Below are 16,017 nucleotides of genomic sequence, written 5' to 3'. Positions count from 1 at the left end.
CCACTATGAATGCTCTTTCAAAGGAATGGTCCGTGGTCGCTCCAGCCAGGCACCCTCGCCATCGGGAACGATTTCGACCACATCGACCTGGGTGGCACTGATGTTGACGATCCGCCCGTCGTTGCGCCCCAGATAGTCACCGACCTTGAGCCGATGCACCCCGCCCGCGCCCCGCAGGAGCGCGAAGGAGCCACTGGCGTTGGAGATCGTACCGACCATTTCAAACTGCTCGATGTTGAAGCCTTCCAGGTACTGTTTGACCCGGTTCGGGTCGGGCCGGACATTGCGCGAGCCCCGCTGCCGTTCAGCCTGGTCCACGCGGACCTGCCGGGAAAACGGGCTGCGCAGGTTGGCGGCACTGTAGGTAAAGGTTTCGTAGGGCCTGAACGTCGGCGTCGGCTCGATCTTGCCGGGTGGCCGCAGGCGCACTTCGTTCATGTAGGCGTCCAGGTCGCTGAAACCATTGTCGTTACCGCAGCCCGCCAGCGCGACCAGGCCTGCCAGCAGGCAGATGCGCCACACCGGCCTCATGGTTGCGCCTCCTGCTCGTTGTACCGGTAGGTCTTGGCCTGGATGCTCATGCGCAGCTTCGCGCCGGCCTCGGGCTCCATCGGTGCGATCTCGAAATCATGCAGCGTGACAATCCGGGGCAACCCCGCCACCCCACTGACGAACGTCGCCAGGTCGTGGTAGCCGCCGGTCACGGTGATCTGGATCGGCAACTCGATGTAGAACGGCTGGGTGACCTCCGGTAGCAGCTTGATTTCCTCGAACTCCAGGCCACTGCCCAGGCCGGTGCGAGTAATGTCCTCCAGCAGGCCCGGCACTTCGGTATCGCTGGGCAATTGCCGCAACAGCACACCAAAAGACGTTTCCATCTGCTTCATCTGCTCGGTGTAGCGCTCCAGGTTCGCGGCCATGTGGGCCTTGCCCGCGAATTGCGCCTTGAGGGTGTTTTCTTCCTCGCGCACCTGCTGCAACTGGTTCTCCAGGTCACTCAAGGCAAAGTTATAGCCCAGCCCCAGCACCAGGACCACCAGCAGGACACCCGCCAGCCACTTGATCGGCGCGGGCCAGGAACCGATGTTGTTGGTGTCCAGGTCACTGAGATCGATCTTGCGCAGTGCGTCGAGCCACTCCCCAGGCTTCATTGGGCGTCCTCCGCATCGGCCGGGCGAGTCTGGCGAACCGTCAGCTGGAAGACGTTGGCCTGGTCGAGCTGCCCAGCGGTGGTGGCCTTGACCTCCGTCAGGCTGGGCGTGTCGAACAGGTCCGACGAGTCCAGGTTGCGCATCAGGTCCGAGACCCGGTTGTTCGATTCCGCGGCCCCCTTGATCGAGAGCGTCCCGTCTTCCATCTTCACCTCAGTGAAATACACCCCGTCCGGCAGGGTTCGCACCAATTGGTCGAAGATGCGCCCGCTGACCGGCCGGTTACCTTGCAAGTCCTGGATGATGCGCATGCGCTCCAACAATTGCTGGCGACGGGCCTTCAATTCGCTGATCTGCTTGATGCGTTCGTCCAGCACGGCGATCTGCTCGGAGAGATGGCTATTGCGAGCGACCTGATGGTCGATGGCGCTGTCGAAGTACCGGGCCGCGACCAGGACCATGCCAACCGCACCGACCAGCGCCCCCACCAAGGCCAGCAAAAAGCGTTTACGCCGTTCTTCACGCAGCTCTTCGCGCCAGGGAAGCAGGTTGATCCGCGCCATCAGTCGAAACTCCTGAGGGCCAGCCCACAGGCAATCATCAGTGCCGGCGCATCACCGGCCAGGGCRCCGGCATTGACCTTGCTGCTCAGGGCCATGTTGGTAAACGGGTTGGCCACCTGGGTCGGCGTGCCCAGGCGCTGCTCGATCAGCCGATCCAGGCCGGCGACAGAAGCCGAGCCCCCGGCCAGCAGAATGTGATCCACCGCACTGTACTGGCCCGAGGCGAAGAAGAACTGCAAGGACCGCGAGACCTGCTGTACCAGGGCCTCGCGAAAAGGTTGCAGCACCTCACTGAGATAATCGTCCGGCAGGCCACCCTGCTTCTTTGCCAGGCCGGCCTGCTCGGGTGTCAGACCATAGCGGCGCTGAATTTCCTCGGTCAGTTGGCGACCGCCGAACAATTGTTCGCGGGTATAGATGATGCGCCCGTTGTGCAGCACGCTGAGGGTGGTCATGGTGGCGCCGATGTCTACAACCGCCACAGTCAGCCGTTCCTGGGAGGCAGCCAGTTGGGTGGCGAGCAGGCCGAAAGCACGCTCCAGCGCATAAGCCTCCACATCGACCACCCGGGCCGTCAGCCCGGCGAGCGCCAACGCGGCCTCGCGGACCTCGACGTTTTCCTTGCGGCACGCCGCCAGCAGCACTTCGACGCGCTCGGCACTGCGTGGCGAAACACCTATCACTTCGAAATCAATGGCCACCTCATCCAGGGGATAGGGGATGTATTGATCGGCCTCGATCTTGAGCTGGTTTTCCATGTCATCGTCGGACAACCCGGCGTCCATCTCGATGGTCTTGGTGATCACCGCCGAACCCGCCACGGCCACTGCCACGCTACGCAAGGGCGTCCTGGCCTTGGCCAACAGGCGCGACAACGCCTGCCCCACCCCTTCGAGCTCGGCGATGTTCTTCTCGACCACGGCGTTGGCTGGCAACGGTTCGACCGCGTAGGACTCGACGCGGTATCGATCGCCCTGGCGGCTCAACTCCAGCAGCTTCACCGACGTCGAACTGATGTCGATCCCCAGAAGCGCATGGGCTTTTTTATTGAAGAGTCGTAGCACTACCAATTCCCTATGACTATCCGTGAGTTACGGACTCTCTAATATGCATTGCGTTCAATTACACCGGTCCGACGGACGTCCGGATGGCATTCCCGACGAAAAAAAATGCTTATAATGCCCAGCGTTTTTTTTCGCTTTGTTGCAAGCACGGGTCCATCCCTGCACCTGGCGCCTTTTTCATTCTTTGCCTGGATATCCAAAAGCCTTGATTCGTCTGCTGAAATTTTTCGGATGGTCCATCGTCGCCGTTTTCTGCGGACTGCTCTTGGGCCTGAGCGGTGCCTTTCTTTACCTTAGTCCGGGATTGCCGTCCGTGGAGGCGCTGAGAAGTATTCAGTTGCAGATTCCTTTGCGGGTGTACAGCAGCGACAACAAGTTGATCGCCGAATTTGGCGAAATGCGCCGCACGCCGATCCGTTTCGCCGACATTCCCCCCAATTTCATCAATGCGTTACTAAGTGCTGAAGACGATAACTTCGCCAATCACTACGGCGTCGACCCGGGCAGCCTGATGCGCGCCGCCAGCCAGTTGGTCAAGAGCGGGCACATCCAGTCCGGCGGCAGCACCATCACCATGCAGGTGGCCAAGAACTTCTTCCTGACCAGCGAGCGCAGCTTCTCGCGCAAGACCACCGAGATCCTCCTGGCCCTGCAAATCGAGCGGCAACTGACCAAGGATGAAATCCTCGAGCTGTACGTGAACAAGATTTACCTGGGCAACCGCGCCTACGGCATCGAGGCGGCGGCGCAGGTGTATTACGGCAAGTCGATCCGCGACGTGAGCCTGGCACAGATGGCGATGATTGCCGGCCTGCCCAAGGCACCCTCGCGCTTCAACCCGCTGGCCAACCCGGCACGCAGCAAGGAACGTCGCGACTGGATCCTGGGGCGTATGTACAAGCTCGGCAAGATCAGCGAGGCCGACTATACCGCCGCGATCAATGAACCGCTGAACGCCAGCTATCACGTACCGACCCCGGAAGTGAACGCCCCGTATATCGCCGAGATGGCCCGTGCCGAGATGGTTGGGCGCTATGGCAGCGACGCTTACACCGAAGGCTTCCGCGTGACCACCACGGTGCCGAGCAACTTGCAGGAAATGGCCAACACCGCGCTGCACGAAGGCTTGATGACCTACGACCAGCGCCACGGCTACCGTGGCCCTGAATCGCGCCTGCCAGGCAAGACCAAGGAAGCCTGGGCCCTGGAGCTGACCAAGCAGCGCACCATCAGCAGCCTGGAGCCGGCGATTGTCACGTCGGTGGACAAGGACGGCATCAAGGTGCTGACCCGTAACGGCGAGCAGGAAGAACACGTGGCCTGGGACACCATGAAGTGGGCCCGGCCGTTCCTCAACACCAACAGCATGGGCGCCAACCCACGGCAACCGTCCGACGTTGCCCAGGTCGGCGACCTGATCCGCGTCCAGCGCCAGGCGGACAACACTCTCAAGTTCAGCCAGATCCCGGCCGCCCAGGGCGCCCTGGTGTCCCTCGACCCGCAGGACGGTGCCATCCGTTCGTTGGTCGGTGGCTTCGCCTTCGAGCAAAGCAACTACAACCGCGCGTTGCAGGCCAAGCGCCAGCCGGGCTCGAGCTTCAAGCCATTCGTCTACAGCGCCGCCCTGGATAACGGCTACACCGCCGCCAGCCTGGTGAACGACGCACCGATCGTGTTCGTCGATGAGTACCTGGACAAGGTCTGGCGACCGAAGAACGACACCAATACGTTCCTCGGCCCGATTCGTTTGCGCGAGGCGCTGTACAAATCCCGCAACCTGGTCTCGATCCGCCTGCTGCAGGCATTGGGCGTGGACCGCACCATCGACTACATCAGCAAGTTCGGCTTCAACAAGCAGGATCTGCCGCGCAACCTGTCCCTGGCCCTGGGCACCGCGACCTTGACGCCGATGGAAATCGCCACCGGCTGGAGTACATTCGCCAACGGCGGGTACAAGATCACCCCGTACATCATCGACAAGATCGAAAGCCGCAACGGCGAGACGCTGTTCGTCGCCAACCCGCCACGCGTCCCAACGGGTGAGCAGGCCAGCAATGGCGTCGCCGCACCGTCCACCGAGACGTTTACGGTCAATGCGACACCGGGCGAAGCCACCACGGCCCCAGGCCTGCCCCAGGCGCCCGCCATCGCGGAACGCATTGTCGATGGCCGTACCACCTACATCCTCAACAGCATGCTGCAGGACGTGATCAAGCTCGGCACCGGCCGTCGCGCCCTGGCCCTGGGCCGCACCGACCTGGCGGGCAAGACCGGTACCACCAACGAATCCAAGGACGCCTGGTTCTCCGGCTACAACGCCGATTACGTGACCACCGTCTGGACCGGTTTCGACCAACCCGAAAGCTTGGGTCGCCGTGAGTTCGGCGGCACCGTGGCGCTGCCGATCTGGATGAGCTACATGGGCGCCGCCCTCAAGGACAAACCGCCTCACATCCAGCCGGAGCCAGAAGGCATCCTCAGCCTGCGGGTCGATCCAGTCAGTGGCCGCGCCGCCACACCGGGCACCCCGGGTGCGTACTTCGAACTGTTCAAGAGCGAAGACACCCCACCGTCGGCCAACGAGCTGGGCAACGGCGTCGCACCGGGCAGCCCATTGCCAGCGGACGAAGCGGCGCCGATCGATCTGTTCTGACCGGGCACCACCCAAAAGCCCCGCCTTCGGAAGAAGCGCGGGGCTTTTTTGGGCCGCAACATTCTGTAGGAGCCACAATCAAAGCCCACCACCGATCAAATGTGGGAGCCGAGCTTGCTCGCGATGGCGGCAGGTCAGCTTGCATCGATGTTGAATGCCAGACTGCAATCGCGAGCAAGCTCGCTCCCACAGAGATTTGCGGTAGCCACAATCAAAGCCCACCACCGACCAAATGTGGGAGCCGAGCTTGCTCGCGATGGCGGCGGGTCAGCTTGCATCGATGTTGAATGCCAGACTGCAATCGCGAGCAAGCTCGCTCCCACAGGGATTTGCGGTGGCCACAATCAAAGTCCATCACCGATCAAATGTGGGAGCCGAGCTTGCTCGCGATGGCGGCAGGTCAGCTTGCATCGATGTTGAATGCCAGACTGCAATCGCGAGCAAGCTCGCTCCCACAGGGGACTTGCGGCGGCTACACGAAACCGCAAGCAACAAAAAGCCCCGACTCACAGGAGCCGGGGCTTTTTGTTGAAGCGCTACAACGGCTTAGCCGTTGAACACATCATCCACGCTCTTGAGCGGGTAGTTCTTCGGATACGGCAGGGTGGCCACGCCAGTCTCGATGGCGGCCTTGGCCACGGCGTCGGAGATCAGGGTGATCAGGCGGGCGTCCATTGGTTTCGGGATGATGTACTCACGACCGAATTCCAGCTTGATGCCGCCGTAGGCGTCGCACACTTCCTGAGGCACTGGCAGCTTGGCCAGTTCGCGCAGGGCATTGGCGGCCGCGACTTTCATTTCTTCGTTGATGCGCTTGGCGCGAACGTCCAGGGCACCGCGGAAGATGAACGGGAAGCCCAGTACGTTGTTGACCTGGTTCGGATAGTCCGAACGGCCGGTGGCCATGATCACGTCGTTACGAGTTGCGTGAGCCAGTTCCGGGGCGATTTCCGGGTCCGGGTTCGAGCACGCGAACACGATTGGGTTCGGCGCCATGCGCAGCAGGTTTTCCGCGCTCAGCAGGTTCGGACCGGACAGGCCAACGAACACGTCGGCACCGTCCAGCGCGTCCGCCAGGGAGCGCTTCTCGGTCGCGTGGGCGAACACAGCCTTGTACTGGTTCAGGTCGTCACGGCCGGAGTGGATCACACCGGTACGGTCGACCATGAAGATGTTTTCGATATTGGCGCCCATGCTCACCAGCAACTTCATGCAGGAGATGGCCGCAGCGCCGGCGCCGAGGCAGACGATCTTGGCTTGCGGCAGGGTCTTGCCGGCGATTTCCAGGGCGTTGATCATGCCGGCCGCAGTAACGATCGCGGTACCATGCTGGTCATCGTGGAATACTGGAATGTCGCACTGTTCGATCAGGGCGCGCTCGATCTCGAAGCACTCAGGTGCCTTGATGTCTTCCAGGTTGATGCCACCGAAGGTGATGGAGATGCGCTTGACGGTGTCGATGAAGGCTTGCGGGCTCTCGGAGTCGACTTCGATGTCGAATACGTCGATACCGGCGAAGCGCTTGAACAGCACGCCCTTGCCTTCCATGACTGGCTTGGAAGCCAATGGGCCGAGGTTACCCAGGCCGAGAATCGCGGTGCCATCGGAAATGACTGCAACCAGGTTGCCTTTACCGGTGTATTTGTAGGCCAGTTCAGGGTCGCGAGCGATTTCGCGGACTGGTTCGGCTACGCCGGGGCTGTAGGCCAGCGACAAGTCGCGAGCAGTAGCGGTGGCCTTGGTGAGCTCGACACTCAGCTTCCCTGGACGAGGATTAGCGTGATATTCGAGAGCGGCAGTTTTCAGATCAGACATGTGGGCATTCCGCTTTTTACTGTGTTGGACAGACGGACCGCCGAGGATACGCGCCTCGCAAAGTCCCCACAAGACTGACCAGTCACTGCTGTCAAGCGCCCTGCCCTACGACTTTGGACCAAGAGCCGCGAAACACAAGGGCCATATGCATACAATCGATCTATAAAATGTCTACAATTATTTTCTTACAAGACCGCTTGCAGCATGGCAGGATCGGTCAGCGGCAACATCCATCGCGCCTGCCCGGCCTTGTGGCCGCCGCGTCGGGCGCGATCGACGACCCAGCCACGGGCCTCGATTTTTCGGCCCTTTAGCCGCTTCAGGGCCGAGGCGTCGAAGCGTCTTTGCACGCCGGGCGCAATGTGCAAGACAACCGACCCCTGCAATTCAATCCAGATGCCCCCGCGATTGCGCTGGACGTTTTCGACACGTCCGCTCGTCAGCACAAAACCGGGCGCATTGATTTGCTCCGCTCGCACGACGGGCGATTTTTTCCAGAGACCGGATCCGGCTTGCCGCGCATGACGTTCGGCCATTTGCTGGCAACTGACCAGGTCGACGTTCGGCGCGACCGCCACCAGAAACCCCAGCCCCTCGGCAATCAACCGTTCCTCGAGGTTCTCGCCCTGGGCGTTGTAGACATGGGCCAGCGTGCGACCGTAATCATCCCGCTCATCCTTGCCAGGCAACACGCCCACCCGTCCATCGCTGGCGGCTACCAGGGCTTCGAGTCGCTGACGCGCCGCCACGGCGAACGGTTCGTCGGCGCGGCCTCGCTTGCCCAGCTCAGGACTGTTGAGCCCAATCATCCGAATGCGTCGGCCATCCTCCAAGTACAAGGTATCGCCATCCACCACCCGTTGCACCGCCACCTGGGGCAGGTTGCCCGGCGACGGACAAGACGCCTGGGCACCACCGAGCCAAATCGCAGACACAAAAAAGGCGCCCACAAGGGGCGCCTTTTTCATCAGTCTGGAGCGGTCGAGACGACCATCCAAAATGATCAGCCTCAGGCTTTTGGAGTAACTTTGCCGAAAGCACCGAAACGATCGGCGAACTTCTGAACACGGCCGCCGGTATCCAGAGTCTTTTGCTTGCCGGTGTAGAACGGGTGGCATTCGTTGCAAACGTCGATCGCCAGGGCTTTGCCGTAGGTCGAACGCGTTTCGAACTTGTTGCCGCAGCTGCAGGTTACGGCAATTACTGGGTATTCCGGATGGATATCGGTTTTCATGCTGTTTTCCTCAGGCTAGCGTGCCGCCATCCAACACTATTGTTGAATACCGCACGTAATTAGGCCGCGGATTCTACCAGACAACATCAATCACGCAAGCTATGACTTGTACCAACCGTCTGCTAGGCTCGCGACCTCAAGCACAATCCCTGTGGGAGCGAGTTTGCTCGCGAAAGCGGTGGGTCAGTTGCAGTGATACTGGCTGTGCCGCAGCCATCGCGAGCAAGCTCGCTCCCACATTGAATCGTGCCCAGCCTTGCGAACTTGTCCGCCTATCGAGATCCCCCGCGTGCCCGACGCCATCCTGCGCCTCGCCTTGCCTTCGCCCCTGCGCCGCCTGTTCGACTACCGCGCCCCGGCCGGGGTCCTGCGCGCCCAGTTGCAGCCGGGCATGCGCCTGCGGGTGCCGTTCGGCCGGCGGGAGATGATCGGCATCCTGGTGGAGGTCACCGACCACAGCGAGGTCCCGGTCGACAAGCTCAAACCAGCCCTGGCCCTGCTCGATGCCACGCCACCACTGCCCGCCGCGCTGTTCAAGTTGTGCCTGTGGACGTCCCAGTATTACCAGCACAGCCTCGGCGACACCCTGAGTTGGGCGCTACCGGTGCTGCTGCGCCAGGGCGAACCGGCCGAGGCGCGCCAGGAGCGGTTCTGGTCGGTGGCGCCTGGCGCCTCGCTGGACGACCCGCGCATCGCCCGTGCCCCGCGCCAGCGTGAGGCCTTGGCGACCCTGGCCCAACATCCCCACGGCGTGGCGCATCAATTGTTGAGCAAACTGATGCTCAGCAAGGACAGCCTCGACCTGTTGCTGGCCAAGGACCTGGTCCAGGTGGAAGTACGCAGGCACGCCCCCGGCGCCCGCCATGAACATTGGCTGGCCCAGCCGGAACTGCCGCTCAACGCCGAACAGCGGGCCGCTTGCGAAGCGATTCGCGCAGGTTTCGACAGTTATCACGCCTTTCTACTGGCAGGTGTCACCGGCAGCGGCAAGACCGAGGTCTACCTGCAACTGATCCGCCAGACCCTGGAGGCCGGCAAGCAGGCGCTGGTACTGATTCCGGAAATCAACCTCGGCCCGCAAACCCTGGCGCGCTTCGAACAACGCTTCAACGCCCGGATCGCCCTGGTGCACTCGGCGGTCAACGACCGCGAACGCCTGGAGGCCTGGCTCGCCGCCCGTGACGGCGAGGCCGATATCATCATCGGCACCCGTTCGGCCCTGTTCACACCGATGAAGAACCCTGGCCTGATCATCATCGACGAAGAACACGACGGCTCTTATAAACAGCAAGAAGGCCTGCGCTACCACGCCCGCGACCTGGCGCTGGTGCGCGCCCGCCAGGAAAACATCCCGATCGTCCTCGGCTCGGCCACGCCATCGCTGGAAAGCCTGCACAACGCCTACACCGGCCGCTACGGCCTGCTGCGCCTCAACGAGCGGGCCGGCGGCGCCAAGCAACCGCGCTTCCTGCGCCTGGACGTGAAAAGTCGCCCGCTGGACAGCGGTATTTCCGGGCCGATGCAGCAAGCCATCGGCCAGACCCTGGCTGCCGGGCAACAGGTCCTGGTGTTCCTCAATCGCCGCGGGTTTGCCCCGACGCTGTTGTGCCACGACTGCGGCTGGATGTCTGGCTGTGAGCGCTGCGATGCGCGGATGACCGTGCATCAACGCCATGGCGAGTTGCGTTGCCACCACTGCGGCCACGTCGAGCGCGTGCCAAGGCATTGCCCGCAGTGCGGCAAAGTGGACTTGCGCCCGGTCGGCGCCGGCACCGAGCGTGCCGAAGAACGACTGGGCATCCTGTTCCCCGATTACCCGGTACTGCGGGTGGATCGCGACAGCACTTCGCGCAAGGACGCGATGAACCAGTTGTTCGCCACGATCCAGAAGGGCCAGCCGTGCATTCTGGTGGGCACGCAGATGCTCGCCAAGGGGCACCACTTTCCGCGGGTCACGCTGGTATCGATCCTCGACGCCGATGGCGGACTGTTTTCCGGTGATTTCCGCGCAAGCGAGCGCATGGCGCAGTTGATCGTCCAGGTCGCAGGCCGGGCCGGGCGGGCCGAGGAGCCGGGTAAAGTGATCATCCAGACGCACCTGGCCGATCATCCGCTGTTGATCCAACTGACCGAGCAAGGTTATTTCGCCTTCGCCGAACAGGCCTTGAGCGAACGCCGCAGCGCCGGCCTGCCGCCTTTTGCCCACCTGGCGCTGTTGCGGGCCGAAGCCCACAAGCCGGGGCAGGCCGAAGGCTTTCTCGATGAGGCCTGCAGCGAGGCAGAACGCTTGCTGGCGGAGCAGAATCTCACCGGCATCGAACTCTTGGGGCCGGTGCCGGCGCCGATGGAACGGCGGGCCGGGCGCTATCGCGCGCAGCTTCTATTACAGGCCAATGCCCGGGCACCGCTGCATCGACTGCTGAGCACCTGGCTGCTGGTGCTGGAACAAATGCCCAGCGGGCGGGCGGTGCGCTGGTCGCTGGATGTGGATCCGGTGGATTTGTATTGACGGGGCTCACTGATTCCCTGTGGGAGCGAGCTTGCTCGCGATAGCGGTCTGGCATTCAACATCAATGCAAGCTGACCCACCGTCATCGCGAGCAAGCTCGCTCCCACAAGGGGATCGCGTACATCCTGACGGCCAAGAATAGTCACCACACATCCCCAACCGACCCGCTACAGTTGGCAAGCCCGCCTTCGCCACGGATAATGCCCAGTTTTTCCACCTGCGCATCGAAGCGCCGCCGCGCCTGCGGTTGAAAGAGAAGACCATGAAAGACACCATTCGCCAGCTCATCCAGCAAGCCATCGCCCAACTCGTCACTGAAGGTGTGCTGCCAGAAGGCCTGTCGCCGGCGATTCAGGTCGAAAACACCCGCGACAAGACCCACGGCGACTTCGCCAGCAACATCGCGATGATGCTCGCCAAGCCGGCTGGCATGAAGCCACGGGACCTGGCGGAGAAAATCATCAATGCCCTGCCGGCCGACGAGAACGTCAGCAAGGCCGACATTGCCGGCCCCGGGTTCATCAATTTCTTCCAGAACACCCAGGCCCTGGCTTCGCGCCTTGACGCGGCCCTGGCTGACGAGCGCATTGGCGTGCGCAAGGCCGGCCCGTTGCAGCGCACCGTGGTCGACCTCTCGGCCCCCAACCTGGCCAAGGAAATGCACGTCGGCCACCTGCGCTCGACCATCATCGGCGACGGCGTGGCCCGGGTCCTGGAGTTTCTCGGCGACACCGTGATCCGCCAGAACCACGTGGGCGACTGGGGCACCCAGTTCGGCATGCTGATGGCCTACCTGCAGGAAAACCCCATTACCAGCGACGAACTGTCGGACCTGGAGAACTTCTACCGCGCCGCCAAGCAACGCTTCGACGAGTCGCCCGAGTTCGCCGACCGTGCCCGGGGCCTGGTGGTCAAGCTGCAGGCCGGCGATGCCGAGTGCCTGGCACTGTGGAGCAAGTTCAAGGACATCTCCCTGTCCCACTGCCAGAAAATCTACGAGTTGTTGAACGTCAAATTGACCATGGCCGACGTGATGGGCGAAAGCGCCTACAACGACGACCTGATCAACGTGGTCAACGACCTCAAGGCCAAGGGCATGCTGGTGGAAAGCAACGGCGCCCAGTGCGTGTTCCTCGACCAGTTCAAGACCGCCGATGGCGAGCCGCTGCCGGTGATCATCGTCAAGGCCGACGGTGGCTACCTCTACGCCACCACCGACCTGGCAGCCGTGCGCTACCGTAACAGCGTGCTCAAGGCCGATCGGGTGCTGTACTTCGTCGACCAGCGCCAGGCCCTGCACTTCCAGCAAGTGTTCGAAGTCGCACGCCTGGCCGGTTTCGTGACCCATCCGATGGAGATGGAGCACATGGGCTTCGGCACCATGAACGGCGCCGATGGCCGCCCGTTCAAGACTCGCGACGGCGGCACGGTGAAGCTGATCGACCTGCTGACCGAAGCCCAGGACCGCGCCTACACCCTGGTCAAGGGCAAGAACCCCGAGCTGGCCGAAGACGAACTGCGCAAGATCGCCAAGGTCGTGGGCATCGACGCGGTGAAATACGCCGACCTGTCCAAGCACCGCACCAGCGACTACAGCTTCAACTTCGACCTGATGCTCAACTTCGAAGGCAACACCGCGCCGTACCTGCTGTACGCCTACACCCGCGTGGCCGGGGTGTTCCGCAAGCTCGGCAAAAACTTCAATGAAGTGGACGGCCAGATTGTGCTCCAGGCCCCTCACGAACAGGAGCTGGCGGCGAAGCTGGCGCAGTTCGGTGAAGTGTTGAACAACGTCGCCGACAAGGGCACGCCGCACACCCTGTGCGCCTACCTGTACGATGTCGCCGGCCTGTTCTCCAGCTTCTACGAGAACTGCCCGATCCTCAACGCGCAAACCCCAGAGCAAATGCAGAGCCGCCTGCGCCTCGCCGCGCTGACCGGGCGCACGCTCAAGCAAGGCCTGGAACTGCTGGGCCTGGAAACCCTGGAGCGCATGTAAGTTGGCCGCCAAGAAAAAACCTGCACCCAAACGCGGCGCCAGTCGTTACCAGCCTCCGGCCAAAAAACCGATTCCGGGCTGGTTGTGGATGGCCATCGGCCTGACCGTCGGCGCTTTCATTGTGTTTCTGATGAAGCTGGATCCGGGCCAGGGCGATGACGTCAAGCGCGTCCGCCAAGAGCAGCAGAAAGCCACGCGCATCGCCGAGGCCAACAAGACCCCGCCGAGCCCGACGCAACCGGTGAAGCCGAAGTACGACTTCTACACCTTGCTGCCGGAATCGGAAGTCATCGTGCCGCCCGATGCCGTGCCGGAGAAAACCCTGCCGACGCCGCAAGTGCCCACCACACCGGTGACCCCAGCCGAAGCGGCGAAGATCGACACCGCTCGCGCCCAGGCGGCCCTGGCCGGCATCACGCCGCCACCGGCCCCACCGGTGCAGAAAGCCGCGCCGGTGACGAAGTTCTTCCTCCAGGCCGGTTCGTTCCGCAAGGAAGCCGACGCCGACAAGGTCCGGGCGCAGATCATTCTGCTGGGCCAGTCCGTGGCGGTGGAGTCCGGCACCGTGAAGGACGAAACCTGGTACCGGGTATTGGTCGGGCCTTTTAGCAACCGCGAAGAACTGACCAAGGCGCAGAAGCAACTGGCTGGCAGCGGTTTCAGCAATCTGTTGTTACAACAACGCCAGAGCCGCTGATTCTAACGAAAGCATCTGTGGCTGCGGGGCTTTCGTGGCGAGGGAGCTTGCTCCCGCTGGGCCTGTAGGAGCTGTCGAGCGGAGCGAGGCTGCGATCTTTTGATCTTGATCTTTCGCTTGAGACTCAATGGTCTGGGGAAAGATCGCAGCCTCGTTGCACTCGACAGCTCCTACGTGACTCGCACCACTCGTCCCCCGCAGTTGAAAAAACCCACGCCACCCCCATATGAGTTCCATCCGGGCATTTTCGCCCCGCTGCGTGGAGACTCTCCCTTGACCACCATCGTTTCAGTCCGCCGTCATGGCAAAGTCGTCATGGGCGGCGACGGCCAGGTTTCACTGGGCAACACCGTGATGAAAGGCAACGCGAAGAAAGTCCGCCGCCTGTATCACGGCGAAGTCATCGCCGGTTTCGCCGGGGCCACTGCCGACGCCTTCACCTTGTTCGAACGTTTCGAAGGCCAGCTTGAGAAACACCAGGGCCACTTGGTCCGTGCCGCCGTGGAGCTGGCCAAGGAATGGCGCACCGACCGTTCCCTGAGCCGCCTCGAAGCCATGCTCGCGGTCGCCAACAAGGATGCCTCCCTGATCATCACCGGCAACGGCGACGTCGTTGAGCCCGAAGACGGCCTGATCGCCATGGGTTCCGGCGGTGCCTACGCCCAGGCTGCGGCCAGCGCCCTGCTGAAAAAAACCGACCTGTCGGCTCGTGAGATCGTCGAGACTGCCTTGGGCATTGCCGGCGACATCTGTGTCTTCACCAACCACACCCAGACCATTGAGGAGCAGGACCTCGCGGAATAAGCCTGTCCAGGCGAACCACGCCACGGCCCATTCTTGCTTGAGGACCACCCATTATTATGTCCATGACTCCCCGCGAAATCGTCCACGAACTCAACCGCCATATCATCGGCCAGGACGATGCCAAGCGCGCCGTCGCCATCGCCCTGCGTAACCGCTGGCGCCGGATGCAACTGCCCGAAGAACTGCGCGTCGAAGTGACCCCCAAGAACATCCTGATGATCGGCCCGACCGGTGTTGGTAAAACCGAGATCGCCCGTCGCCTGGCCAAACTCGCCAACGCGCCGTTCATCAAGGTCGAAGCCACCAAGTTCACCGAAGTCGGCTATGTCGGTCGCGACGTCGAGTCAATCATCCGTGACCTGGCCGATGCCGCCATCAAGCTGCTGCGCGAACAGGAAATCACCAAGGTCCGCCACCGCGCCGAAGACGCCGCCGAAGAGCGCATCCTCGACGCCCTGCTGCCACCGGCGCGCATGGGCTTCAACGCCGACACCGCCGCGACCCAGGATTCCAACACCCGCCAACTGTTCCGCAAGCGCCTGCGCGAAGGCCAGCTGGACGACAAGGAAATCGAGATCGAAGTCGCCGAAATGGCCGGCGTCGATATTTCCGCGCCGCCCGGCATGGAGGAGATGACCAACCAGTTGCAGAGCCTGTTTGCCAATATGGGCAAGGGCAAGAAGAAAAACCGCAAGCTCAAGGTCAAGGAAGCGCTGAAACTGGTGCGCGATGAGGAAGCCGGCCGCCTGGTCAACGAAGAAGAGTTGAAGGCCAAGGCGCTGGAGGCGGTCGAACAGCATGGCATCGTGTTCATCGACGAAATCGACAAGGTCGCCAAGCGCGGCAATGTCGGCGGTGCCGATGTGTCCCGCGAAGGTGTACAACGCGACCTGCTGCCGCTGATCGAAGGCTGCACGGTCAACACCAAGCTGGGCATGGTCAAGACCGACCACATCCTGTTCATCGCTTCCGGCGCGTTCCACCTGAGCAAGCCGAGCGACCTGGTGCCGGAGCTGCAGGGTCGCCTGCCGATCCGTGTCGAGCTCAAGGCGCTGACGCCGGAAGACTTCGAACGCATCCTCAGCGAGCCCCACGCGTCCCTGACCGAACAGTATTGCGCGCTGCTCAAGACCGAAGGCCTGAACATCGAGTTCACGCCAGAAGGCATCAAGCGCCTGGCCCAGATCGCCTGGCAGGTCAACGAGAAGACCGAGAACATCGGTGCCCGTCGCCTGCACACGTTGCTCGAACGCCTGCTCGAGGAAGTTTCGTTCAGCGCCGGCGACCTGGCGAGCGCCCACAACGAAGCGCCGATCCTCATCGACGCCGAGTACGTCAACAGCCACCTGGGTGAGCTGGCGCAGAACGAAGACCTGTCGCGGTATATCCTGTAACCCACTGACAGGTTTCCCGGGACCTGTAGGAGCGAGCTGTGTGGGAGCAAAGCTTGCTCGCGATCCAGGCGCTGCGGTCCTCAAGAGACCGCGGCGTTTTCATCGCGGGCAAGCCTTGCTCCCACACAGCACAG

Annotated in this window: 13 protein-coding genes; 6 read left to right on the top strand and 7 right to left on the bottom strand. The window is 62.4% G+C overall.

From position 1 onward, the window contains the following. Positions 1–3: 3 nt before the first annotated feature. From AB4Z20_RS24065 to AB4Z20_RS24050, 4 genes are read right to left on the bottom strand one after another with little or no spacing between them, the layout of a single operon-like run. Positions 4–531 carry a pilus assembly protein PilP gene (locus AB4Z20_RS24065; protein ID WP_253471097.1) on the bottom strand — a complete coding sequence of 176 codons (528 nt, stop codon included), beginning with the start codon at positions 529–531 and terminating at the stop codon, positions 4–6. After that, positions 528–1,151 carry a type 4a pilus biogenesis protein PilO gene (gene pilO, locus AB4Z20_RS24060; protein WP_214510897.1) on the bottom strand — a complete coding sequence of 208 codons (624 nt, stop codon included), beginning with the start codon at positions 1,149–1,151 and terminating at the stop codon, positions 528–530. The genes AB4Z20_RS24065 and pilO overlap by 4 nt, the downstream gene beginning before the upstream one ends. After that, positions 1,148–1,714, bottom strand: a complete 567-nt coding sequence (locus AB4Z20_RS24055; RefSeq protein ID WP_258690225.1) for a PilN domain-containing protein — start codon at positions 1,712–1,714, stop codon at positions 1,148–1,150. The genes pilO and AB4Z20_RS24055 overlap by 4 nt, the downstream gene beginning before the upstream one ends. Beyond that, complete coding sequence (locus AB4Z20_RS24050; RefSeq protein ID WP_214510899.1) at positions 1,714–2,778, bottom strand: pilus assembly protein PilM; 1,065 nt, start codon at positions 2,776–2,778, stop codon at positions 1,714–1,716. The genes AB4Z20_RS24055 and AB4Z20_RS24050 overlap by 1 nt, the downstream gene beginning before the upstream one ends. A gap of 208 nt (positions 2,779–2,986) precedes the next feature. Here AB4Z20_RS24050 and AB4Z20_RS24045 point away from each other — a divergent pair, with 208 nt between their 5' ends. After that, a complete protein-coding gene (locus AB4Z20_RS24045) occupies positions 2,987–5,431 on the top strand; it encodes a penicillin-binding protein 1A (protein ID WP_435052330.1) in 2,445 nt (814 codons plus the stop codon). Positions 5,432–5,977: 546 nt separating this feature from the next. On the opposite strand, the gene AB4Z20_RS24040 is transcribed toward AB4Z20_RS24045, so the two are convergent. From AB4Z20_RS24040 to rpmE, 3 genes are all read right to left on the bottom strand, one after another. Continuing rightward, positions 5,978–7,246, bottom strand: a complete 1,269-nt coding sequence (locus AB4Z20_RS24040; RefSeq protein WP_258690224.1) for a malic enzyme-like NAD(P)-binding protein — start codon at positions 7,244–7,246, stop codon at positions 5,978–5,980. Between the two features lie 185 nt (positions 7,247–7,431). Continuing rightward, on the bottom strand, positions 7,432–8,214 hold the full coding sequence (locus AB4Z20_RS24035; protein WP_320389792.1) for a thermonuclease family protein: 783 nt from the start codon (positions 8,212–8,214) through the stop codon (positions 7,432–7,434). A 41-nt stretch (positions 8,215–8,255) separates the two neighbouring features. Further along, positions 8,256–8,480 carry a 50S ribosomal protein L31 gene (gene rpmE / locus AB4Z20_RS24030; protein ID WP_003196965.1) on the bottom strand — a complete coding sequence of 75 codons (225 nt, stop codon included), beginning with the start codon at positions 8,478–8,480 and terminating at the stop codon, positions 8,256–8,258. Positions 8,481–8,769: 289 nt separating this feature from the next. Between rpmE and AB4Z20_RS24025 the strand changes: the two genes are divergently transcribed. The 5 genes from AB4Z20_RS24025 to hslU all read left to right on the top strand — a co-directional run bounded on the left by AB4Z20_RS24025 (position 8,770) and on the right by hslU (position 15,883). Continuing rightward, the gene (locus AB4Z20_RS24025; RefSeq protein WP_442090699.1) at positions 8,770–10,989 is read left to right on the top strand and encodes a primosomal protein N'; all 2,220 of its coding nucleotides are present in this window, start codon (positions 8,770–8,772) and stop codon (positions 10,987–10,989) included. Between the two features lie 262 nt (positions 10,990–11,251). Then, entirely contained in the window at positions 11,252–12,988 is a 1,737-nt protein-coding gene (gene argS / locus AB4Z20_RS24020) for an arginine--tRNA ligase (RefSeq protein ID WP_253471084.1), read from the top strand. A 1-nt stretch (position 12,989) separates the two neighbouring features. Next, entirely contained in the window at positions 12,990–13,685 is a 696-nt protein-coding gene (locus tag AB4Z20_RS24015) for an SPOR domain-containing protein (protein ID WP_253471082.1), read from the top strand. Between the two features lie 273 nt (positions 13,686–13,958). Beyond that, complete coding sequence (hslV, locus tag AB4Z20_RS24010) at positions 13,959–14,489, top strand: ATP-dependent protease subunit HslV (protein ID WP_003196958.1); 531 nt, start codon at positions 13,959–13,961, stop codon at positions 14,487–14,489. 56 nt (positions 14,490–14,545) lie between these two features. After that, the gene (hslU, locus tag AB4Z20_RS24005; RefSeq protein ID WP_214510906.1) at positions 14,546–15,883 is read left to right on the top strand and encodes an ATP-dependent protease ATPase subunit HslU; all 1,338 of its coding nucleotides are present in this window, start codon (positions 14,546–14,548) and stop codon (positions 15,881–15,883) included. The last annotated feature ends 134 nt before the right edge of the window (positions 15,884–16,017 follow it).

This window comes from Pseudomonas sp. KB_12, assembly GCF_052114545.1.
Classification (GTDB): domain Bacteria; phylum Pseudomonadota; class Gammaproteobacteria; order Pseudomonadales; family Pseudomonadaceae; genus Aquipseudomonas; species Aquipseudomonas brassicacearum.
This window is presented reverse-complemented; position numbering and strand designations above follow the sequence as displayed.

What these genes read in the sequence shown, in the direction of transcription:
- AB4Z20_RS24065 (WP_253471097.1), bottom strand. Translation starts at nt 531, where the DNA reads ATGAGGCCGGTGTGGCGCATCTGCCTGCTGGCAGGCCTGGTCGCGCTG.
- pilO (WP_214510897.1), bottom strand. Translation starts at nt 1,151, where the DNA reads ATGAAGCCTGGGGAGTGGCTCGACGCACTGCGCAAGATCGATCTCAGT.
- AB4Z20_RS24055 (WP_258690225.1), bottom strand. Translation starts at nt 1,714, where the DNA reads ATGGCGCGGATCAACCTGCTTCCCTGGCGCGAAGAGCTGCGTGAAGAA.
- AB4Z20_RS24040 (WP_258690224.1), bottom strand. Translation starts at nt 7,246, where the DNA reads ATGTCTGATCTGAAAACTGCCGCTCTCGAATATCACGCTAATCCTCGT.
- AB4Z20_RS24035 (WP_320389792.1), bottom strand. Translation starts at nt 8,214, where the DNA reads ATGAAAAAGGCGCCCCTTGTGGGCGCCTTTTTTGTGTCTGCGATTTGG.
- rpmE (WP_003196965.1), bottom strand. Translation starts at nt 8,480, where the DNA reads ATGAAAACCGATATCCATCCGGAATACCCAGTAATTGCCGTAACCTGC.
- argS (WP_253471084.1), top strand. Translation starts at nt 11,252, where the DNA reads ATGAAAGACACCATTCGCCAGCTCATCCAGCAAGCCATCGCCCAACTC.
- hslU (WP_214510906.1), top strand. Translation starts at nt 14,546, where the DNA reads ATGTCCATGACTCCCCGCGAAATCGTCCACGAACTCAACCGCCATATC.